The organism is Actinomadura sp. 21ATH (genome assembly GCF_041951345.1).
Classification (GTDB): Bacteria; Actinomycetota; Actinomycetes; order Streptosporangiales; family Streptosporangiaceae; genus Spirillospora.
Genome location: NZ_JBGNUR010000001.1, coordinates 245,299 through 265,979 on the forward strand (window position 1 = coordinate 245,299; position 20,681 = coordinate 265,979).

The 20,681-nt window shown below is 75.1% G+C and carries 18 protein-coding genes; 6 read left to right on the top strand and 12 right to left on the bottom strand.

Features of this window, described 5'->3' with window-relative positions:
* Nucleotides 1-43: 43 nt before the first annotated feature.
* Together ACA361_RS01145 and ACA361_RS01150 are read right to left on the bottom strand one after the other, a co-directional pair.
* On the bottom strand, nucleotides 44-1,999 hold the full coding sequence (locus ACA361_RS01145) for a protein kinase (RefSeq protein WP_375009839.1): 1,956 nt from the start codon (nucleotides 1,997-1,999) through the stop codon (nucleotides 44-46).
* A complete protein-coding gene (locus ACA361_RS01150; protein ID WP_375009840.1) occupies nucleotides 1,996-3,864 on the bottom strand; it encodes a serine/threonine-protein kinase in 1,869 nt (622 codons plus the stop codon). Before ACA361_RS01150 ends, ACA361_RS01145 begins: the two co-directional genes overlap by 4 nt.
* 558 nt (nucleotides 3,865-4,422) lie before the next feature.
* On the opposite strand from ACA361_RS01150, the gene ACA361_RS01155 reads away from it, so the two are divergent.
* Nucleotides 4,423-5,928 carry a DEAD/DEAH box helicase gene (locus ACA361_RS01155; protein WP_375009841.1) on the top strand — a complete coding sequence of 502 codons (1,506 nt, stop codon included), beginning with the start codon at nucleotides 4,423-4,425 and terminating at the stop codon, nucleotides 5,926-5,928.
* 94 nt (nucleotides 5,929-6,022) lie between these two features.
* Here ACA361_RS01155 and ACA361_RS01160 read toward each other — a convergent pair whose 3' ends face one another.
* Nucleotides 6,023-6,703 (bottom strand): glycerophosphodiester phosphodiesterase, encoded by a 681-nt coding sequence (locus tag ACA361_RS01160; protein WP_375009842.1) that lies wholly within the window; start codon nucleotides 6,701-6,703, stop codon nucleotides 6,023-6,025.
* Nucleotides 6,704-6,773: 70 nt separating this feature from the next.
* Between ACA361_RS01160 and ACA361_RS01165 the strand changes: the two genes are divergently transcribed.
* Together ACA361_RS01165 and ACA361_RS01170 are read left to right on the top strand one after the other, a co-directional pair.
* Nucleotides 6,774-7,652: an alpha/beta fold hydrolase gene (locus ACA361_RS01165; RefSeq protein WP_375009843.1), complete on the top strand. Its 879-nt coding sequence runs from the start codon at nucleotides 6,774-6,776 to the stop codon at nucleotides 7,650-7,652.
* Between the two features lie 169 nt (nucleotides 7,653-7,821).
* Complete coding sequence (locus tag ACA361_RS01170) at nucleotides 7,822-8,733, top strand: oxygenase MpaB family protein (protein ID WP_375009844.1); 912 nt, start codon at nucleotides 7,822-7,824, stop codon at nucleotides 8,731-8,733.
* Between the two features lie 66 nt (nucleotides 8,734-8,799).
* On the opposite strand, the gene ACA361_RS01175 is transcribed toward ACA361_RS01170, so the two are convergent.
* The 5 genes from ACA361_RS01175 to ACA361_RS01195 all read right to left on the bottom strand — a co-directional run bounded on the left by ACA361_RS01175 (nucleotide 8,800) and on the right by ACA361_RS01195 (nucleotide 13,454).
* Nucleotides 8,800-9,690, bottom strand: a complete 891-nt coding sequence (locus ACA361_RS01175; protein WP_375009845.1) for a RecB family exonuclease — start codon at nucleotides 9,688-9,690, stop codon at nucleotides 8,800-8,802.
* 3 nt (nucleotides 9,691-9,693) lie between these two features.
* Nucleotides 9,694-10,404 (bottom strand): MBL fold metallo-hydrolase, encoded by a 711-nt coding sequence (locus ACA361_RS01180; protein ID WP_375009846.1) that lies wholly within the window; start codon nucleotides 10,402-10,404, stop codon nucleotides 9,694-9,696.
* Nucleotides 10,405-10,457: 53 nt separating this feature from the next.
* Nucleotides 10,458-11,864: a protein kinase gene (locus ACA361_RS01185; RefSeq protein WP_375009847.1), complete on the bottom strand. Its 1,407-nt coding sequence runs from the start codon at nucleotides 11,862-11,864 to the stop codon at nucleotides 10,458-10,460.
* A 63-nt stretch (nucleotides 11,865-11,927) separates the two neighbouring features.
* Nucleotides 11,928-12,770: a PHP domain-containing protein gene (locus tag ACA361_RS01190; protein ID WP_375009848.1), complete on the bottom strand. Its 843-nt coding sequence runs from the start codon at nucleotides 12,768-12,770 to the stop codon at nucleotides 11,928-11,930.
* 36 nt (nucleotides 12,771-12,806) lie between these two features.
* Nucleotides 12,807-13,454: a DUF6758 family protein gene (locus ACA361_RS01195; protein ID WP_375009849.1), complete on the bottom strand. Its 648-nt coding sequence runs from the start codon at nucleotides 13,452-13,454 to the stop codon at nucleotides 12,807-12,809.
* Nucleotides 13,455-13,543: 89 nt separating this feature from the next.
* On the opposite strand from ACA361_RS01195, the gene ACA361_RS01200 reads away from it, so the two are divergent.
* Both ACA361_RS01200 and ACA361_RS01205 read left to right on the top strand, forming a co-directional pair.
* A complete protein-coding gene (locus ACA361_RS01200; protein WP_375010874.1) occupies nucleotides 13,544-13,936 on the top strand; it encodes an NUDIX hydrolase in 393 nt (130 codons plus the stop codon).
* A 542-nt stretch (nucleotides 13,937-14,478) separates the two neighbouring features.
* Nucleotides 14,479-16,086 (top strand): protein kinase, encoded by a 1,608-nt coding sequence (locus tag ACA361_RS01205; RefSeq protein WP_375009850.1) that lies wholly within the window; start codon nucleotides 14,479-14,481, stop codon nucleotides 16,084-16,086.
* On the opposite strand, the gene ACA361_RS01210 is transcribed toward ACA361_RS01205, so the two are convergent.
* Both ACA361_RS01210 and ACA361_RS01215 read right to left on the bottom strand, forming a co-directional pair.
* Nucleotides 16,055-17,479: a lysostaphin resistance A-like protein gene (locus ACA361_RS01210; protein WP_375009851.1), complete on the bottom strand. Its 1,425-nt coding sequence runs from the start codon at nucleotides 17,477-17,479 to the stop codon at nucleotides 16,055-16,057. The two genes, ACA361_RS01205 and ACA361_RS01210, sit on opposite strands and share 32 nt — an antisense overlap.
* 94 nt (nucleotides 17,480-17,573) lie before the next feature.
* The gene (locus ACA361_RS01215) at nucleotides 17,574-18,515 is read right to left on the bottom strand and encodes an HpcH/HpaI aldolase/citrate lyase family protein (RefSeq protein WP_375009852.1); all 942 of its coding nucleotides are present in this window, start codon (nucleotides 18,513-18,515) and stop codon (nucleotides 17,574-17,576) included.
* A gap of 44 nt (nucleotides 18,516-18,559) precedes the next feature.
* Between ACA361_RS01215 and ACA361_RS01220 the strand changes: the two genes are divergently transcribed.
* The gene (locus ACA361_RS01220) at nucleotides 18,560-19,072 is read left to right on the top strand and encodes a hypothetical protein (protein ID WP_375009853.1); all 513 of its coding nucleotides are present in this window, start codon (nucleotides 18,560-18,562) and stop codon (nucleotides 19,070-19,072) included.
* A 7-nt stretch (nucleotides 19,073-19,079) separates the two neighbouring features.
* Here ACA361_RS01220 and ACA361_RS01225 read toward each other — a convergent pair whose 3' ends face one another.
* Both ACA361_RS01225 and ACA361_RS01230 read right to left on the bottom strand, forming a co-directional pair.
* Nucleotides 19,080-20,006 (bottom strand): RNA polymerase sigma-70 factor, encoded by a 927-nt coding sequence (locus ACA361_RS01225; RefSeq protein ID WP_375009854.1) that lies wholly within the window; start codon nucleotides 20,004-20,006, stop codon nucleotides 19,080-19,082.
* 22 nt (nucleotides 20,007-20,028) lie between these two features.
* Complete coding sequence (locus tag ACA361_RS01230; RefSeq protein WP_375009855.1) at nucleotides 20,029-20,604, bottom strand: carboxymuconolactone decarboxylase family protein; 576 nt, start codon at nucleotides 20,602-20,604, stop codon at nucleotides 20,029-20,031.
* Nucleotides 20,605-20,681 lie beyond the last annotated feature (77 nt).

Here is a 20,681-nt window from a genome sequence, read left to right on the forward strand (position 1 = left end):
CCCCGCGCCCTGCACGCGGGGGCCTTCCCCTGCCCGCGGACGATCAGGGGGTGGTGGACGGCGACGGCGTCGGCGTCGCCGCCCGCAGTTCCCCGGCCACGTCCGGGTTCAGGAACTGCGCGGCCTGGTCCGCCGCCAGCGTCGCGCTCGTGATCTGGCACGCCTGGCTGCTCATGGTCATGTCCAGCCCCTCCACGGAGATCGTGAACGCGAGGGCGCGCGGGCGCAGCGTCACCTGGATCGCCGACCCCGGCCGGTGCAGGTCCGACGCCCTGATCCGGAACGGCTTGAGCGGCTCCGTCTGGTACGCCCCGTCGGGGTTCAGGCAGTCGTTGCCCTGCTTCAGCACGCCGGCGAGCCTGGCCAGCCCGGCCGGCTGGAGCGTGGCCGCGGTGAAGATGTCGCCCACGCCGAGCGTCCGGCCGCTGGACAGGTCGACGACGACCGTGCTGTCGCTGGTGAAGTTCTTGACCCAGTTGCCGAAGCTGCCCGGCGCGGGGGTGACGCCGAAGCCGTAGGCGACCGAGAGGTACCGCTTGGTGTTGAACGTGACCTCGGCGGTCGAGTGGACCTCCTGGACGTCGTCGCGCCCCGCGTACTCCCTGCGGTAGGCCGCGAGCCCCCGGTCGGACGCCGCGCGCAGCGCCGCGTTGATCTTCTTCTCCAGGGCCGGGTCGGAGTGCCCGCTGATCGTCACGTACCGCTGGGTCGCCGCCGCCCCGCTCCCGCCGGCCGGCTGGTTCGCGGTCACCACCCTGGCCGCCACCGGGACGAGCCGGGGCGACGCCTGCGCGCGCGGCCCGTCGTCGCCGCCCTGGGTGCCCACGACGACCGCGCCGGCACCGCCCGCCGCCAGCGCGGTCGCGGCCACCGTCACCGCGATCTTCGTACCGGCCGCGGCGAAGAACCCGCCGCCGGACACGCCCGCCGCCGTGCCCGCGGCGCCCCCGCCGCCGGCGCCCACGGCCCCGGCACCGGCACCGCCGGCGCCCATACCGCCCGCGCCGAGGCCGCTCACCGCACCGGCTCCGCCGGCCGCGCCCGCGCCCGCCGCGCCCGCGCCGCCCGCGGCGGCAGTCCCGGCCGCGGCCGTCCCCGCCACGCCGGCCGAGGGGACCAGGCCCGCCGCGACCAGCGGGAAGAGGGCGGCCAGCGCCACCGCCGCGCCCGCCATCGCGCGGACGCCGCGCTGCTCCCAGCCCGGCCCGTACGCGTCGGCCGCCGCCCGCTCCAGCTCCGCGACGAACTCCGCCGCCCCGTGTGGGCGCTCCGCCGCGGCCTTGGCCATGCCCCGCGCGACGAGCCCGCGCAGCGGCCCCGGCACGGCCTCCACCGGCGGCGCCGTCCCGAGATGACCCTGGCGCAGCGTGGCCAGCTCCCCGCCCCCGAACGGGCGGCGCCCCGTCACGCACTCGAAGAACACGCACGTCGCCGCGTACACGTCGGTCGCGGGGGACGCGGGATCGCCGTTCCACTGCTCGGGCGCCATGTACGCGGGCGTCCCCGATCGCGACCCCTCGCCCCAGAAGCCCGCGATCCCGAAGTCGATCAGCTTGCTCAGCCCGTCGGCCCGCACCACCACGTTCGCGGGCTTGTAGTCGCGGTGCACGACGCCGACCTCGTGCGCCGCGGCCAGGCCCAGCAGCGAGCCCTTCAGCACGGTCAGCGCGGCCTCGGGGCCCAGCGCCCCGTGCCGGGCCAGCAGCTCCTTGAGCGAGACCCCGTCCACCGCCTCCATCACCAGCGCGGCGCCGTGCTCGCCCGCGACGAACTGGTAGAGGCGCACCACGTGCGGGTCGGTGACCCGGCCGAGCATGACCGCCTCGTCGCGGAGGCGCTCGATCTCGGTGCCGTCCCCGTCCCGCCGGCTCAGGTACTTGATCGCCACCGGCGTCCCGGCGGTGGCGTGCCGGGCCAGCACCACCCGGCCCTGCGCGCCGGCCCCCAGCTCCCGTACCTCCGTGAAGCCGTCGATCCGCCAGTTCCCGCTGTCCCTCATGTTCTCTCCGGACTCGGTGCGGACGGCAGCAGCGCCGCCACATCGGGTTTGATCAGCTCGCCGGCGCGGGCGTACGGCACGTTCCACGTACCGCCGCTCCAGCACTCGACCTGCGGTACGACGTAGTTGAGCCGCAGCGAGTTCGGGGTGAAGGTGATCTGCATCGGGGCGACGGCCGGCAGGCCGCGCGGGTCCGGCTCGAAGTGGGCGCGCGCCAGCGGGCCGTTCAGGCAGTAGCGGTTCTCCTCGGTGGACGGGGGCATGGCGCGGGCGACCGCCGCGATCCCGGCCGCGCTGTAGTCGCGGAGGATGTCGGCCGGGCCGAGCGCCCGCCCGGTGCGCAGGTCGACGGTCACGGTGTCCATCAGGCCCGGCGTCTCGTCGGCGACCGAGCAGCTCCGGGTCTGGAAGCTGTAGAAGACCGAGACCAGCCGGGGGCCGCTGTAGTGGACGGCGGCCTTGCTGCCCACGGTCGCGCACCGCGGCACGTTGGCGCCGTTGTGGGTGCCCGCGATGTACCTGCGGAACGCGGCGACCTGGCGGTCGAGCGGCGCCCGGAGCGCGGCGTTGGCCCGCTGGAGCACGGGGCCGTCCGGGAGGCCGCTCACCCGTACGATCTGGGCGTTCTGGACCTGGAGCGTGGGCCGCCCCGGGATCGGGCTGGACGACCGCACGGTGGAGACGGCCGCGACCGGCCGTACGGGCGGCGGGTCGTCGTCGCCGGCCGCGACGTACGCCGCCGTACCGCCCCCGGCCGCCACCACGGTCGCCGTCCCGACCGCGACCGCGACCTTGGCCCCGGTCGCCGCCAGCACGCCCCCGCCCGCCGCACCGGCCCCGGCCGCGCCCGCCCCGGCGCCCGCCGCACCCGCGCCACCGGCACCGGCCGCCGCGCCCGCTCCGGCCGCCCCACCGGCGCCCGCGCTCGCAGCGCTCGCCAGGCCCGCGGCGCCGCCCGCGCCGAGCGTCGCGGCGATGGGGAACAGGGCGGCGAACGCGACCGCCGCCACGGCCAGGGCGCCCACTCCGCGGCGCTCCCAGTCCGGGCCGTACGCCGCCGTCGCCGCCGACTCCAGCTCCGCGACGAACGCGGCGGCGCCCTGCGGCCGGGCGGCCGGGTCCTTGGCCATGCCGCGCTCCACCAGGCCCCGCACCGCCTCCGGCACGTCGCCGGCCGGGACCGGGTCGTTCAGGTGCCGGTTCATCAGGCCCGCCGCGGCCTCGGCAGTGTACGGGCGGCGCCCCGTCACGCACTCGAAGAACACGCACGTCGCCGCATACACGTCGGTCGCCGGCGACGCGGGATCGCCGTTCCACTGCTCGGGCGCCATGTACGCGGGCGTCCCCGACCGCGACCCCTCCCCCGCCAGCGCCGCGATCCCGAAGTCGATCAGCTTGCTCAGCCCGTCGCCCCGCACGACCACGTTCGCGGGCTTGTAGTCGCGGTGGACGACCCCGACCGCGTGCGCCGCCGCCAGGCCCAGCAGCGAGCCCTTGAGGACGGCCAGGGCCGCCTCCGGCCCGAGGGGGGCGTTCTCGGCGAGCATCCGCTTGAGCGAGACGCCGTCCACGGCCTCCATCACCAGCGCCGCCCCGCGGTCGCTGGTCACGAACCGGTAGACCCGCACGACGTGCGGGTCGCTGACGCGGGCGAGCATGGCCGCCTCGTCGCGCAGCCGCTCGACGGCCCCGGCGTCGCCCTCCGTACGGGTCAGGTACTTGATCGCGACGGGGCCGCCGCCCTCGTCGTGCCGGGCCAGCACGACGCGCCCCTGCGCGCCCGCCCCCAGCTCGCCGACCTCGGTGAAGCCACCGATCCGCCACCTGCCCGCCTTCTCGGAGTCCGCTGAGTCCTCGGACCGCATAGCTGCCCCACCTCCGCGCAACGGCCGTCACGGCAACGATTCCGGCGGATCCCAGGATGTCATGATCTTGGGCGATCATTGGCCGACTGTGGTCGCGCGGGTTTCCGGCGGCATCTCCCCCTGTACGGGCCAACCGCCACCGTGCCGCCCGCCGCATCCCTCGTCCCAGGAGCCCCGGCAGCCTCATATACACCACTTCCGCGGGCACGGGGAATAGCCGGTCCGGGCCAAAGCGTTCTCACAGGAGATCGGCCATTGGTGAACTCAGGCCCTGGTCGGTACACTGCGTTGCGGAGTGTGACCGCACGCAGCCACAGCGCGTGACTGCTTTCGACCCCTGACTGCGGTCGCCGAAGGAATCTTGATCGACGGCTGGTCCCTCCCGCGCGAGCGCGCGGCCACTCGACCCGGCGTGCCGCGAACCCCGCGGCACCGGGGCCACGAGCGCCGCCGCCCGGGAGCGAGGACCCCGCATATTGGAGGCTGAAAGCCCTGACTACCTTTCGTGAACTCGGGGTCGTCCCCGAGATAGCCGATGCACTCGAGACCGAGGGCATCGTGGAAGCGTTCCCCATCCAGGAGCTCGCCCTGCCGATCGCGCTGGGCGGCCACGACATCATCGGCCAGGCCCGTACCGGCACCGGCAAGACGCTCGCCTTCGGCGTGGCGCTGCTGCAGCGGATCGAGCACGGCGGCAAGCGGCCCCAGGCCCTGGTCGTCGCCCCGACCCGCGAGCTGGCCCTCCAGGTCACCGACGACCTGCTGGTCGCCGGCGGCAAGCTGGGCACCCGCGTGCTGTCGGTGTACGGCGGCCGCGCGTACGAGCCGCAGATCGAGGCGCTGCGCGAGGGCGTCGACGTCGTCGTCGGCACGCCCGGGCGGCTGCTCGACCTGGTCAAGCAGAAGCACCTCAACCTCTCCGAGGTCGGCGTCCTGGTGCTGGACGAGGCCGACCGGATGCTCGACCTGGGCTTCCTGCCCGACATCGAGCGGATCATCGAGCGGATCCCTGAGAAGCGGCAGACGATGCTCTTCTCGGCGACGATGCCGGGCGAGATCGTCGGGCTCTCCCGGCGCTACCTGACCCGGCCCACGAACGTGCGGGCCGAGGCGCACACCGAGTCCGAGGCGACGCCGCAGGTGGTCCAGCACGTCTGGCAGGCCCACCAGATGGACAAGCCCGAGATGGTCGCGCGGCTGCTGCAGGCCGAGGGCCGCGGGCTGACCATGGTGTTCTGCCAGACCAAGCGGGCCTGCGACCGGGTCGCCGCCGACCTGGCCGGGCGCGGCTTCGCCGCCGCGGCCGTGCACGGCGACCTCGGCCAGGGCCAGCGCGAGCGGGCGCTGCGCGCGTTCCGCAACGGCAAGATCGACGTGCTGGTGGCCACCGACGTGGCGGCCCGCGGGCTGGACGTCGACGACGTCACCCACGTGGTCAACTTCGAGTGCCCCGACAGCGCCGACACCTACGTCCACCGGATCGGCCGCACCGGCCGGGCCGGCAAGGAGGGCGTGGCGGTCACCCTGGTCGACTGGTCCGACCTGAGCCGGTGGAAGCTGATCAACGGGACGCTCGACCTGCCGTTCGCGGCGCCGGAGGAGACCTACTCCACCTCCGAGCACTTCTACGCGGCGCTCGGGATCCCGGCGGGCACCACCGGCAAGCTCCCCAAGGACCAGCGCGGCGAGCGCGCCGGGCTGGACGCGGAGGAGCTGGAGGACATCGGCGAGACCGGCAAGACCCGGACGCCCCGCGCCCGGGAGCACGACCGCGACCGTGACCACGACCACGAGCGCGAGCGCCCCCGCCAGCGGCGCAAGCGCAGCCGGACCCGCACCCGCGGGGGCAAGCCGGTCGAGGCGGGCGCCACCGCGGCCGCCGACGCCGAGCCCGCCCCGGCCGCCGCCGAGGCGGCTCCGAAGGCGGCGCCCAAGACGGCCCGGAAGACGGCGAAGGCCGTGAAGGCGGCCGAGGACGGCGGGGCCGTGGCCACCGAGCGCAAGCCCGCACGGACCCGCCGCCGCACCCGCGCCGGCCGGGCGACGGACCCCGAGAACAGCTGATCCCGACCGCACGCTGCGAGATCACGTCCGCGTGATCTCGCAGTGGACGCGAGCGGCGCCCGTTCCGGGGCCGCCCGGCGGCGCCTAGGGGCGCCTATGGGCGCAGCCGCAGCGCCGTCTCCGGCCGGTCGGTGATGAGCACCGCGACCCGCGGATCGGCCAGGAAGCGCCGCATCAGCGGCTCCGCGTTGACCGTCCAGACCAGGGCGGGGAAGCCGGCCCGCGCGCACCGGCCCAGCACGCCGGCGCGCGCCAGCCGGTGGTTGATCGCCACCATGTCCGCCCCGCACGCGCGGATCGCGCGCAGCGGGGCGTAGTCGCGGGTGGCCACGCCGCGCTCCCACAACCCGCGGCCCACCGACAGCGCGGTGGTGACGTCGGGGAAGCGCCGCTTGATCTGCGCGATCGAGGCCGGCTCGCGGGTGGTGACGACGACCCCGTCCGGCCCGGACGCCTCCAGCGCCAGCGCGACGCTCTCGTGCTCGCAGCCGTGCTCCTTGAGGTCCAGCTGCAAGCGCGCCCGGCCGCCGATGATCTCCAGCGCCTCGGTGACGAGCGGCACCGGCTGCGCCGCCAGCTCCCGCAGCCGCGGGTAGGTGCAGCGGTTGAGCGGCACGCCCGCGACCGTGCGGTCATGGTGGACGACCAGCGCCCCGTCGGCCGTCCGCCGGATGTCGATCTCCACGTACTCGGCGCCCGAGGCGACCGCGTCGCGCAGCCCGGACACGCCCGCCGAATCCCGGCGGTGCGCCGAGACCGCCACCCTTCGTCCCACGTCCCGTGACGCTATCAGCGCGGCATCGTGACCGGTGCCTTCGTCCGTATTTTCGGTAGGCTGGCCACCTGTGAGTACGCCCCGGTTCCTGACCCTGCCCCCCGGCGTCCGCCGGACGACGGTCGAGACCTCCCGCGGCCCCTTCGCCGCGCTGGAGGCCCTTCCCGGCTCGGGCGTACCCGAACGCTGTCCCGCCCTCCTCGTCCCGGGCTACACCGGCAGCAAGGAGGACTTCATCGCGGTCCTGCACCCGCTCGCCCAGGCCGGGCGCCGGGTGGTGGCGATCGACATGCGCGGCCAGTACCAGACCCCCGGCGGCGGCGACCCGGCCGAGTACACGCGGGCGGCCCTGGGCGACGACATCGTGGCGCTGGCCGAGGCCCTCGGCCCCGATCCGGTGCACGTGGTCGGGCACTCGTTCGGCGGCCTGGTCACCCGGGAGGCGGTGCTGACGGAACGGTTCCACCCCGCCTCGTACACGGCGATGAGCTCCGGCCCGGCGGGCGTCACCGGCCAGTCGGCGGCCAAGGCGCAGGCGCTGCGGGACGCGATCCCGCAGCTGGGCATGGCGCAGATCTGGACGCTGAGCCTGGAGCCGGACGCGGTGGGCCGCGGCGTCCCCCCGGAGATCGTCGACTTCCTCAAGGCCCGCACGATGGGCAACTGCGAGACCGGGCTGGTGACGATGGCGCAGGAGCTGCTGTCGGCGCCCGACCGGGTGGACGAGCTGGCCAAGCTGACCGGCGACACCGGGCTGCGGACCCTCGTCCTGTACGGCGAGGACGACGACGTGTGGGACCCGCGCGTCCAGGCGGCGATGGCCGAGCGGCTGGACGCCGCCAAGGTCGTGATCCCGAGCGCCGCGCACTCCCCCGCCGTCGACGCGCCGGAGACCGTCGCCAGCGCGCTCACCGACTTCTGGAACCACGCCGAGCGCTGCACCCGCTGACGGGGCGCGCCGCGTCCCGTACGCCTCTATACGGCCCTGTACGTCCCTGTACGTCCCTGTACGTCCCTGCGCGCCTCGCGTGACGCCGCTCACGTGGGGCCGGTGATGCGCGCGCGCCCATGTAATGACACACTTACTGAAGTTTGTCTCACGAGTGCGAGGTGCGTGCATGTCGGCGACGGTCCAGCCCCCCGAGAGTGTCACCTGGCGCGTCCACATCGACCGGTCCATGTGGGTCGGCGGCGTCCGCAGCCTGATGCTGCAGGCGCTGCACCCGGTGGCCATGTGGGGCGTCTGGCAGAACAGCAACTTCCAGGAGGACCCGTTCGGGCGGCTCCAGCGCACCTCCGACTTCGTCGGGCTCTGCACGTTCGGGAGCGCCGAGGAGGTCGAGGTCGCGTCCAGGCGGGTCCGCGACATCCACCGCAGCCTGCGCATCCTCAACCACGACACCGGCAGGCGGGAGCGGCTGGACCAGCCGGAGCTGCTCCTGTGGGTGCACTGCGCGGAGGTCTACTCGTACCTGACGGTCGCGCGCCGCGCCGGGCTCCCCCTCACCGACGCCATGGCCGACCGCTACCTGGACGAGCAGCGCGAGTCCGCGACGCACGTGGGCCTGCACGCGGAGGACGTCCCGGGCAGCGTGGCCGAGATGGAGGAGTACATGGCCGCCATGCGCCCGCGGCTGCGGGTGACGGAGGAGGCCGCCTCGACCGTGCGGTTCCTGATGTGGCCGACGATGCCGGAGAACCTGAGGTTCCTGGCACCGGGCAAGCCGGGCTGGTTCCCGTTCGGTGCGCTCTGCTACTACTCGCTGCCCGGCTGGGCCCGGCAGATGTACGGGGCGCTGCCCGAGGTGCCGCAGCCCGCCGTCACCGCCGCGCTGCGCTCGTTCCGGCTCGCGATGAACTCGGTCCCGGAGCGGCTCCACGACTTCGCGTTCGCCAAGAACACCCGCGAGATGCTGGAGCGGTCCCGCCAGCGCCTCGCCGCCGAGGGCTACGACACCCGCCACGGCCTGTACGGCCTGCGCGACCCCCGCCGCTGGCCCGCCGACCGCCGGGTCGCCCCCCGGCGTTGACTCGTGGCGTGTTCCCCTCCGGGGACGCGCGAGAAGGGCGGACACGCCACGAGTCGGCGCGGCGGGTCAGTCGGTGGGGAGGGCCGCCCAGGGGTCCTTGCGCGGGGCGGCCTGGAGGCCCTCGGGGCAGTGGCGGGCGAAGTCGCACCAGGAGCACAGGTTGCTCGTCCGCGGCGGGAAGACGTCGTCGTACGGCGCGTGGTCGACCGCCGCCGGGCCCTCGCCGGGACGCGGCCGCGGCACGCGGGGCCGGCTCCGGTACGCCTCGTCGGCCGCCGCCGCCTCCGCCGCGATCTGCTCGGCCCGCCGCAGGTGCCGCCGCAACGACTCGTCGGTGTGCTCCCACACCGCCACCTCACCGGACGGCAGGTGGTGCAGCTCGACGCGGCGGCACGGGCGGCGCAGCACCCGCGCGGCCGCCATCGCGTAGATCGCCAGCTGGAGCGAGCCGCGGGCGTCGTCGGACGTCAGCACGTGCCGCCCGGTCTTGTAGTCGACGACGACGAGCTCCGAGCCGCGCGCGTCCAGCCGGTCGATGCGGCCCGACACCGCGATCCGGTCGGTACGGGTCGCGACCGTGCGCTCGACGCCGATCGGCTCGTCGGCCGGGTCGAGGCGGGCGACGTACCGCTCGACCATCTCGCGGGCCCGCTCCCGCCACTCGGCGGACTGCTCGGCGTCCCGGAAGCCGTCGGTGAGCCAGCCGCGGACCAGCAGCGCCCCGGCCGACCCGACCGAGCGCTCCTCCTCGGGCAGCCGCCACCAGGCCGCCAGCGCGTTGTGCACGCTGGAGCCGACGCTGTTGTGCGCCCACGGCGCGCCCTTGGGCGGCGACGGCCGGTCCAGGTAGGTCATCCGGTACCGCCGCGGGCAGTCGAGCCAGGCGTTCAGCCGCGAGGGCGTGCAGGAGTAAAGCCGCTGGGGCATCCCGTCGAGGCCCAGCTGCTCGGCGACCATGGATCAGCCGTCGTCGCTCTCGCGGGCCAGCTCGCCCCAGCTCTCCCAGCGGGCGTCCTCGTCGCCGACCGTGGTCTCCTCGCCCTGGCCCGGCAGCACCCGCAGGTCCTTGGGCAGCGGGGTGAGCAGGGCCCCGATCGAGTTGAGCTGCCGGCGCAGGTCCTCGAAGACGCCGCCGATCGAGCCGGGCCGGCCGCGGTGCAGCGTGTCGCCGGAGAACAGCAGCCCGAGCTGCTCGCTGATCACGCAGACCGCGCCCGGGGTGTGCCCGGGGGTGTGCACGATCTCCAGCTGGGCGTCGGCGATCTCGAAGACGCCGCCGTCCTCCAGCCAGATATCGGGCTCCAGCGACCGCAGCGCCTTGGCGTCGTCCTCGTCCTCCTCGTCCTTGGCGAGGCGGCCGAAGTAGTCGCGCCACAGCAGCCGGTCGGCGCGGTGCAGCGCGATCGGCGCCCAGTTCTCCTCGTCCTCCTCGCCGGCGGCGGCGACCTCCAGCACCACGCCGAGGTGGTGCTCGTTGCCGTCGGTCAGGATGACGGCCATGACCTCCCGGTCACCGACCTCCTTGAGGATGGCGTCGGCGTCGTAGGCCGGGTCGATCACGATGACCTCGTCGTCGTCGCCGACGATGTAGGTGTTGCTCTCGACGTCGTACTCGGTGTCGTCCAGGGTCAGCGTCCCCGACGTCACAACCTGTTCGATGCGCGCGTCCACGCCCGCACCCTATCGCGCGCCCCGGACCGGATGGGCGCCGTCGCGCCGGGGCGTCACGCGGGCCGCATGATCACCTTCTGCTGGGGGGACCCCTCGGCCTCGAAGACCGCGGTCCCGTGGATGGCATCGCTGAGGGTGAGCTTGATCTGCTGGCTCTGGCCCGCCTGGAGCAGGCCGTTGGACCGGCTGAGGGACACGCCGTTCACGCTCGCGCGCCAGTCCACCGTGCCGCCCTCGGCGGTGAGCGTCACGGTCGCCTGCCTGTTCGCGTCCGCCCTGATGTCGCCGACCGGGCTGACCAGGAGGCGCGGGCCGGCGGGCTTGGACGACGAGGTCCCCGCCGCCGCGCTCCGCTGCGACGTGCCCGCCGCGCCGGGGCTCTCCCGCTCGGTCCCGGAATCCTTCGTGAGGGCCCAGAAGACCGCGCCGATCGCGACGAGGACGGCGACGGCGGAGATCGCCATGGGCAGCCAGCGACTCGCGCCGGACGGCGCCCGCGGGACGGTGGGCGGCGCGACCGGCGGCTCCGCGGGAGCCGTGTGAGCCCCGGGAGCCCCGGGAGCCCCGGGAGCCCCGGGAGCGAGGAGGCGGGTGCCGTCGGGGCGGGTGGCCGCGAGGGTGCGGCCCTCGGCCATGATCTCGGTGGGCTCGCCGCCGTGCCCGATCAGGCGCATCAGCAGGTCGGCCGCCGCGGGCCGGGCCTCGGGGTCCTTGCTCAGGGCGAGCCGGACGAGCTCGCGGAGCGGCTCGGGGGTGTCGCCCAGGGCGGGCTCGGCGTTCAGGATGCGGCCCATCACGGCCGGGATCGTGTCGTTGCCGAACGGCGGCCGGCCGGTGGCGGCGTACACGACCGTCGCGGCCCAGGCCCACACGTCGGCGCGCGGCCCGACGGACTCGGCGCCCACCTGCTCGGGCGCCATGTACGACGGCGTCCCCACGACCGCGCTGGAGCCGGTGGAGCCGGGGTCCAGCGCCTTGGCCACCCCGAAGTCGATCACGCGCGGGCCGTCCTGGCCGAGCAGCACGTTGGCGGGCTTGAAGTCGCGGTGCACGATGCCGGCCTGGTGGATGGCGGCGAGCGCGGTCGCGGTGCCGATGGCGAGGCGTTCCAGCTGGGCGCCGGGCAGCGGGCCCTTCGCCGCGACGACCTCGGCCAGCGAGAGCCCCTCGACGTACTCGCTGACGATGTACGGGCGGTCGCCGTCGATGTCGGCGTCCAGGACCTGGGCGGTGCAGAACCGGGCCACCCGGCGCGCCACCGACAGCTCCCGGACGAAGCGCGCGCGGGCCGGGTCGTCGCCGCGCAGCGACGCCTGCAGCAGCTTGATCGCCACGGGATCGCCGGACGCGCCGGCGCCGAGGTAGACCACGCCTTGGCCGCCCTGCCCGAGCCGGCCGCGCACCTCGTACGGGCCGATCCGCCGGGGGTCCTCGGGCAGCAGTGACGCCACGTCTGACATTCCGGTCCTTCCGCCGTCGACGGCAGGATCGTAGCCGCAGCGCCCCCGGCCGCGCCGCCGCGTTCAGGAGAACGCCGCCCGCGCGCCGGCCGCGTCGAGGAGGGCCTCGTAGTCCTCGCGGGCCGTGGTCTCGCAGCCGAGCCGGTCGCCGGTCATGGCGCCGTGGTCGTCGCTGGAGCCGGTGGTGAGCAGGCCCAGGGCGGCGGCCACCGAGCGCAGCCGGGCGCGGTCCTCGGGGGCGTGGTCGGGATGGTCGGCCTCGACGCCGGCGAGCCCGGCCGCGGCCAGCTCCTCGATCACCTCGTCGCCGAAGACGTAGCCGCGCCGGCGGGCCCGCGGATGGGCCAGCACGGCGGCGCCGCCGGCCTCCCTGAGCAGCCGTACGGCGCGTACCGGGTCCAGCGGGTACGGCCCGATGTGCGCGCGGCCGCCGGCGCCGATCCAGTCGCGGGTGAACGCCTCGTCCATGGTCGCGACCACCCCTGCCTCGACCATCGCGCGGGCGACGTGCGGCCGGCCGACCGACTCGCCGCCGGCCAGCTCCCGTACCCGCTCCCAGGTGACCTCGGCGCCCAGGTCGCGCAGCCGGTCGACCATGCCGCGCGCCCGGCCGAGCCGGTGCTCCCGGATCCGGGCCAGCTCGGCGGCCAGGCCGGGCTCGTCCGGGTCGAACAGGTAGCCGAGCAGGTGGAGGCTGCGGCCGTCGTACCGGCAGGACAGCTCGATGCCCGGGACCAGCGCCAGCCCCTCCGGGAGCGCGTCCCGGGCGGCGGCCCAGCCCGCGACCGTGTCGTGGTCGGTGAGCGCGAGGACGTCCAGGCCGGCGTCCCGGGCCCTCCGGACGACCTCGGCGGGCGGCCGGGTGCCGTCGGAGGCGGCGCTGTGGCTGTGCAGGTCGATCCGCATGCCCCGTTCCTACCAGGGAGGGGCGCGGGCGGGCGCTCAGTCCTGGAGGCGGGGGCTGAACGCGCCGTACGGCAGGTCCGGCTCCATCCCGGGTTCGCGCAGGTCGAGCAGGTGGGGGCGGTCCAGCAGGAACACCCCGGCCTCGGCGGGCCAGAGGATCATCCAGAGCCAGTCGCCCATGGCCTCGCCCACGTACGCGGCGCGGTCGGGCGCGGACGGCACCGCCCACATGGGCACCGAGTGGCCGCTGGTGGCGGTGGGGCCCCGGACGTCGAGCTTGCCGTGCGGCGGGCTGCCGTCGCACACGTCCCCGGGGTCGGTGGACTCCAGGCCGGCGTAGAACGCGCCGAGCCCGATGCCCGGCTCCTCGGCGACGATCAGCAGGTCGGCGGGGCCGCCGAGCAGGCCGGGGCCGGACAGCGCGACCGTGCAGGCGCGGGCGCCGCTGCGGTCGTCGCCGACCGCGCAGAACCCGGTGACCAGCCAGCCCTTGGGCAGCGGCCAGGGGACCCAGACCGGGACCCGGGCGTCGCGCAGGACCGCCGCGAGCCCCTCGGCGCTCGGCCGCTTGGGCGGCTGTCTCGGCAGTACGACGCCGTGCACGCCGCAGTTCCAGTCGCTCGACCAGAGGCTGGGCGCGCGCAGCCGCCCACCGCAGCGTGGGCACGTGGGCTCCGCCCTCATGGCTACCAACAGTGCGTGGTGGGGCGCCGTCCCGTCAAGATCTCCCAGCTCAACGCGGCGGAAAAGGGGCACAAAATAGTGTGGTGAGCATGCCGAGGGTGCGCTGCGTGGGCGGGATCGCCGTGGACGGGTCGGGCCGGCTGCTGATGATCAGGCGCGGGCACGCCCCGGCGGCCGGGCTGTGGTCGATCCCGGGCGGCCGGGTGGAGCCGGGCGAGAGCGACGCGGCCGCGGTGGTCCGCGAGATGCGCGAGGAGACCGGGCTGGACGTCGCGGTGGGCGCGCTCGTGGGCACCGTGGAACGGCCCGGCCCCGGCGGGGTCGTGTACGAGATCCACGACTACGCGGTCACGGCCGAGGGGGGCGTCCTGGCGGCCGGGGACGACGCCGCAGACGCCCGCTGGCTCACGCCCGGCGAGCTCCGCTCCCTTCCCACGGCTCCCGGGGTCATCACGGCCCTCACCGGCTGGGGCCTCCTCTAGGTCTGCACGCAGGGCGTTCGCCGGGGGTTCAACGCGGATACAGGATTCCGTGCCCGCTTATGGCCACTTGTCCTTCTTGTCTGTTTTCACCCTGCTTGCTGTGGTAGGGGAAAGCGACATTCGGGGACCTCATCATGCGTAAGACCGGGCCGCTCCTGGCGCTGCTCGCAGGCGTCCTGGCCCTCATCGCCAAGCCTCAAGGAGGAGGGCCTGTTCGCCTTCCGGGCGCCCGCCGTCAAGGCGCCCTCGGGCCTGTACCGGGCGACCTCGGCCGTACGGAACTCGCGGCTGGTCGGCGGCTGGATCGTCCTGCCCGGCGGGCGCCAGGTCGGCATCGTCAGCCTCGCCCGGACACCGCGCCCCGCCCCCTGCTCGATCCCGCCGCCGGAGCCGTCACCGTCGACGGCGTGCGGGTCCCGGTCGCCCCCGCCGACCCCGCCGGGCCCTGACCGGGCTGCACCGGCGTACCGGAACGGACGGAACGGAGCGGAACCCTGACCAATCTCACCGGGACCGGCGCTCACCAGGTCGGCCCGTACGAAGTGGTAAGGCGGCTCGGCGCGGGCGGGATGGGCGTGGTCTACCTCGCCCGCGGGCCGGACGGCGTCCCCGTGGCCGTGAAGGTCATGCACTCCGCCTGGGTCGCCGAGCCCGGCTTCCCGCTGCGCTTCGAGCGCGAGGTGGAGGCCATCCGGCGGGTCGCGCCGTTCTGCACGGCGCCCGTCCTGGACGCCGCCGTCACCGACGAGGCCGCCTACATCGTCACCGAGTACGTCGAGGGCCGCACGCTCTGGGACACCGTCAAGGCCGGCGGGCCGCTGGCCGGGGCGCGGCTGGAGTCGGTCGCGGTCGGCACGGCGCTCGCGCTGACCGCCGTGCACCGCGCCGGGATCGTGCACCGCGACCTCAAGCCGGGGAACGTCATCCTGTCCCCCGAGGGCACCCGGGTGATCGACTTCGGGGTGGCCAAGCTCGCCGGGTCCACCCCCATCACCGGGAACGTGGCGATAGGGACGCCCGCGTTCATGGCCCCCGAGCAGGCGCGCGGCGAGGAGGTCACCCCGGCGGCCGACGTCTTCTCCTGGGGCGCCGTGGTGGCGTTCGCCGCGACCGGGCAGCCGCCGTTCGGCCGCGTCACCGGGCCCGAGGTCTTCTACCGGCTGCTGCACGAGGAGCCCGACCTGGGCGGCGTGCCGGAGCGGCTGGCCGCGCTCGTCGCGCGGGCCATGGACAAGGACCCGGACCGGCGCCCGGCCGCCCGCGACCTCATCGACGAGCTGACCGGCCACCCCGTCGGGGACGCCGAGGCCGCCGGACTCACCCGCACCCGCCGGCCGGCGCCCGCGCCGTCAGAGGTCACGGAGGGCACGGAAGCCGCGAAGGGCGAGGGGCGCGCGCCGGAAACGGCCCGTGCGGCCGAGCCGGTGACCGAGCCGGGCCCCTCGGCGGTGCGGCGGCGCCCGTTCCGGCGCGGGACGGTCGCGCTGGCGGCGCTGGCCACGGCGGCGGGCGCGCTGACCGCGTACGCCGTCTTCCAGGTGCTGGACGCGGCCTCCCGGGCGGGCGGCGCCGCGTTCCACGACGGCTTCGGAAAGACCGGCGACTGGCCGCGGCAGGAGACCCCGCTCGGCACCGCGCGCTACCACCAGAACGGCTACCTGCTCCAGCTCCTGCCCGAGCAGGGGATGGCGGCCACCGCGCCGGTCGACGCGGTACGGATGCGCGGCGTCCGGGTCGCCACGGCCGCCCGGATGCAGACCGGCGGCGGGCAGTACGGCGTCTGGTGCGGCGGCAACCCCGTCGCCGACGCCCAGAACCGCTACTCGTTCACGATCACCACGACCGGCGAGGCCGGGATCGTCAAGGAGGCCCGCGGCGGCGCGCGGCACGACCTCGTCCCGCTCGCGGCCGTGGCGGACGTCGACGCCGGCGGTGAGAACCGGATCGAGGCCGAGTGCCGCTTCGAGAACGGCCGCACCCGCCTCCGGATGCTGGTGAACGGCCGCCAGGTCGCCGCGTACGACGACGTGGCGGCACCGTACGGGCCCGGCGCGGTCGGGGTGGCGGCGTCCGCCCAGGCGGGCTCCACCGTCGCCGCGACCGCGCGCTACGAGTGGTTCAGCGCTCGGCGGCTTCCTGCCCCGCGCTGAACGGCGGCGTCCCCGGCGGGGCGTCCACCGCGTCCGCGGGCGCCGCCCCGGCCGGGACGGCGGCGGCCGCCGGGTCCGCGACGGTCGTCCGGACCCGCAGCCGCCGGGCCAGCCAGGCCACGGCCGCCGCGTACAGGGCCATCGACACCACGTCGGCGGCCACGTACTGCCAGGCCACCGCGCCCTGCTCGATCGTCAGCTCGCCCACGGCCGCCGGGAACATGAACGCCATGATGTTGTTCAGGACGTGCAGCGCGATCGCCGCCTCCAGGCCCCCGGTGCGCACGGTCAGCCAGCCGGCGGCGGCACCGAAGAGGAAGACGTCCAGCATCCCGAAGCCGGTGTAGCCGTGCAGCGACATGAAGACCGCCGAGCCGGCCGCGATGCCCGGCCACGGCGTCCGGAACACCCTGCCGAACGCCTGCCCGACGCGGCTCCGCGCGTTCTCCAGCGTGCACGCGCCGATGCCCTGGAGCAGCCAGCCGCGGAACACGTACTCCTCGGCGGACGCCTGGAACGGCACCAGCGCGAGGATCACCGCGGCGGCGAGCAGGAACCGGCCCCAGCCGACGAAGTTCTCGTCCTCGACGACCGGCTCGTCCACGCTCGTGCTCGCCAGCAGCGACAGGCCGAACGACACCACGCAGAACAGCACCGCCACCCCGGCGCAGGCCAGCAGCCAGCGCCACCGCAGCCGCCCCGCCACCGACGACAGCGTGCCGGGCCGCCGCCGCTGGATCCACCACGGGACCAGCAGCACGATCGGCAGGAAGAGCCCCAGCGCGGCCAGGTTGAGCGCCAGGTCGGCGACCTGGTCGCCGAGGATCGTGCCGCCCTCGCCCGCCTCGGTGGGGAACTCTCCCGCGACCAGCGCCGCGACGACCATCGCGACGATTCCGGCCGCCATCACCAGCGCCATGCCGGCGGCCACGATGACCAGCGACCCGACCAGGGGCCGCCACCAGCGGTGCACGTCGGTCCGCGCCATGTGGTGGTACTTGGCGCCCGGCCGCGGCGGCACCGTCCAGGGGCGCTTGGCGGGCGGCGTGTAGCCGTACCCGGGGACGAACGGCGCGGCCCCGTACGGCTCCGGCTGCGGCTGCCCGTAGGGCTGCTGCGCCCCGTACGGCTGCCCGTACTGGTAGGAGTACGGCTGGGGCTGCGCTTGCGGGTACTGCTGCGGCTGCGGGTACTGCTGAGCCTGCGGTGCCTGCGCGTACGGCTGCGGCGCCTGCCCGTACTGCCCCGGGTCCGGCCAGCCCTGGGGAGCCGGCGGCTCCGGAGCCGGGTCGCTCCCGGGCCGCTCAAGGCCCTCGTGCCGCTCTGGCCGCTCTCGGGACGGGTCCCGCCCCGGATCGGGCGGAGCCCAGCCGTTGTCCGCCGGATCCGACACGCGCGACCTCCTGGAGCTGCTCACGGAAATTCCTGGCCCTGCGACGAATCGTACGTGCCGGGCGGCGCCGCCCGGCGCGGTCAGGCCCCGCGGCTCACTTCTCCGGCGGCTCGAACGACCTGGTCCGCGCCAGCCCGGCGGCCCGCCCCTTGGCGGCGATCACCAGCGCCATCTTCCGGGACGCCTCGTCGATCATCTCGTCGCCCAGCATCGCGGCGCCGCGCCCCTCGACCCGGGTGGAGTGGTCGTACGCGTCCAGGATCAGCTCGGCGTGGTCGTAGTCGTCCTGGGACGGGGAGAAGACCTCGTTGCCCGCGTCCACCTGCGACGGGTGCAGGACCCACTTGCCGTCGAAGCCCAGCGCCGCCGACCGCCGCGCCACCCGCGTGAACGCCTCCACGTCCCGGACGTTGAAGTACGGCCCGTCGATGGCCTGGAGGCCGTGCGCGCGGGCCGCCAGCAGGATGCGCATCAGGATGTAGTGGTAGGCGTCGCCCTCCGTGTAGCCGGGCGGCTGCTCCCCCACCACCAGCGTCCGCATGTTGATCGAGGCCATGAAGTCGCCGGGCCCGAACACCAGGGTCTCCAGCCGCGGCGACGACGCGGCGATCGCGTCGATGTTGACCATGCCGCGGGCGTCCTCGATCTGGGCCTCGATCCCGATCCGGCCCTCCTCGTACCCCATCGCCCGCTCGATCTGGGTGAGCAGCCGGTCCAGCCACTGGACGTGGGAGGCGTCCTGCGCCTTGGGCAGCATCACGCAGTCCAGGTTGCGGCCGGCGCCCTCCACGACCTCGATCACGTCGCGGTACGCCCAGCGCGTCTCCAGGTCGTTGATCCGGACGACCCGGGTCCTGCCCGTCCAGTCGCCGTCGTTCAGCGCGGCGACGACGTTCTCCCGCGCCCGCTCCTTCACGTCCGGCGCGACCGCGTCCTCCAGGTCCAGGAAGATCTCGTCGGCGGGGAGGCCCTGCGCCTTCTCGATGAAGCGGGGGTTGCTGCCGGGGACCGCAAGGGTGGTACGTCGCGAGCGCATGCTGCGGATGTTATCGACCGGCGCGTTATGGGAGTCTGGCGGCTATGACGGACTCCAGCGCGCTGATCGCGGAGGCGGCCAGGAAGTCCGGGCTGCTCTGGCTGCACCTGCCCGGCCTGCCGCAGCCGCGGGCGGCCTGGCACCTGTGGCACGACGGCGCCGCGTACGTGCTGACCGGCGGCGAGGGCGAGCAGCCGCTGCCCGGCCTGCCGGAGGCCGAGCGGCTGCGGGTCACGCTGCGCGGCAAGGACAAGGGCGGCCGGCTGGTCTCGTTCGTCGCGGCCTGCGAGCGCGTCGAGCCCGGCACCCCGCTGTGGGACGAGGTCACGCCGCTGCTGGCCAAGGACCGGCTGAACGCGGCCTCGCACGAGGGGCAGACCGAGCGGTGGGCCGAGGAGTCGTACGTCGTGCGGCTCACCCCGACCGACGAGGTCGTCGAGGGGCCCGGCGAGTACGGGGAGGACTACGCGAGCGTGCGGCCCGTGCCGACCCCGGCGACGACCGCCGGGCCGCCGCCGCGCATGATCGGCGGCAGGCGCCGGAAGGCGGACCGCTAGCCGCGGCTCACATCGGCAGCTCCCTGCGGTCGCCGATCGCACCCAGCTTGTCGGGGTTGGCCACCATGTGGACGGCGTGCACCAGGCCGTCGCCGCCGACGTCCAGGGTGATCGTGCCGATGGGGCCCGCCGGGCCGTCCACGACCACGCCGGGGACGCCGTTGATGTCGGCCCGCCGGATCCGCATGTCCTCGGGCTTGACGCCCGCGTACGACCGCTTCACCACGGCCGCCAGCCAGCGCGCCACCTTGTCCGCGCCGTGGACCGTCCGCAGCGCCGCCCTGACCTTGCCGCCGCCGTCGGTCCACAGCGTCACGTCGGGCGCCAGCGCCTCCATGAGCGCGTTGAGGTCGCCGCCCAGCGTCGCCTCCAGGAACCGCTCGGTGACGGCCCGGCGCTCGGCCCGGTCCGTCCCGAACCGGGGCCGGCGCGCCTCCACGTGCTTGCGGGCCCGGGTGCCGAGCTGCCGGACGGCCGCCTCGGACCGGTCGACCGCCGCGGCGATCTCCGCGTACGGGAAGCCGAAGACCTCCTTGAGGAGGAACACCGCGCGCTCCAGCGGGCTGAGCGTCTCCAGGACCACCAGCATCGCCATCGACACCGACTCCGACAGCTCGGCGTCCTCGGCCACGTCCGGCGAGGTCAGCATCGGCTCCGGCAGCCACGGGCCGACGTACGTCTCGCGCTGCGCGCGGGCGGAGCGCAGCCGGTCCAGCGCCAGGTTGGTGGTGATCCGCACCAGGTACGCCTGCGGGTCGTCCACGCCCGCCCGGTCCGCCGCCGACCAGCGCAGCCAGGCGTCCTGGACGGTGTCCTCGGCGTCGGCGGCGGTCCCCAGCATCCGGTACGCCACCGCGAACAGCAGCCTTCGATGCTCCTCGAAGTCCTCCAGCCGCCTCCCGGGCGCCTCCCGGGGCCCCTCCGGCTCCCTCATGATGCGCGGTCCTGCCCTGATGTCACCGTGCCACGGTTCCCTCCGCCGGGCGGGCCGGGATCTCGCAGCGGTCCTTGAAGCCCTGCCCGGTGAGGCCGGCGGCACCGTTGAAGCGCGAGCGCAGGTTCTCCAGGGCGATCATCATGGTCAGCTCGACCAGCTGCCGCTCGGACAGGAACCGGCGCAGCGCGGCCGTCAGCTCGTCGGTGACCTCGGGCGGGTCGGCGGTCATCGCCTCGGCGTACTCCATGACCAGACGCTCCTCCTCGTCGAACAGATCGCTGTCGCGCCAGTGCGGCACCGCCTCCAGCTTCTCCAGCGGCACGCCGCGGGTCGTCGACTCCCAGCTGCCGAAGTCGACGCACCAGGAGCAGCCGACCCGGACGGCGGTGGCCATGACCGCCAGGTCCTTCAGCCGGTGCGGCACCGCCTTCCAGCCCAGCGCCTGAGCCTCCAGGATGGCGTACGCGGTGGCAACCCCCATGTGGTGCCCCATGGCGCGGGCCGGGTCCAGCTCGGCGCCGAACTTGCGGCGCACCAGCCAGTTCGCGAACCGGTAACGCAGGGTACGTGGCGGGTCGAGGGAGATGCGGGACATGTCGGTCCTCCGTTCCGTCGCTGTCACCCCAAGGACGGGCGCCCCCGTACGGATGTGACATGCCCTCCGTTCACCTT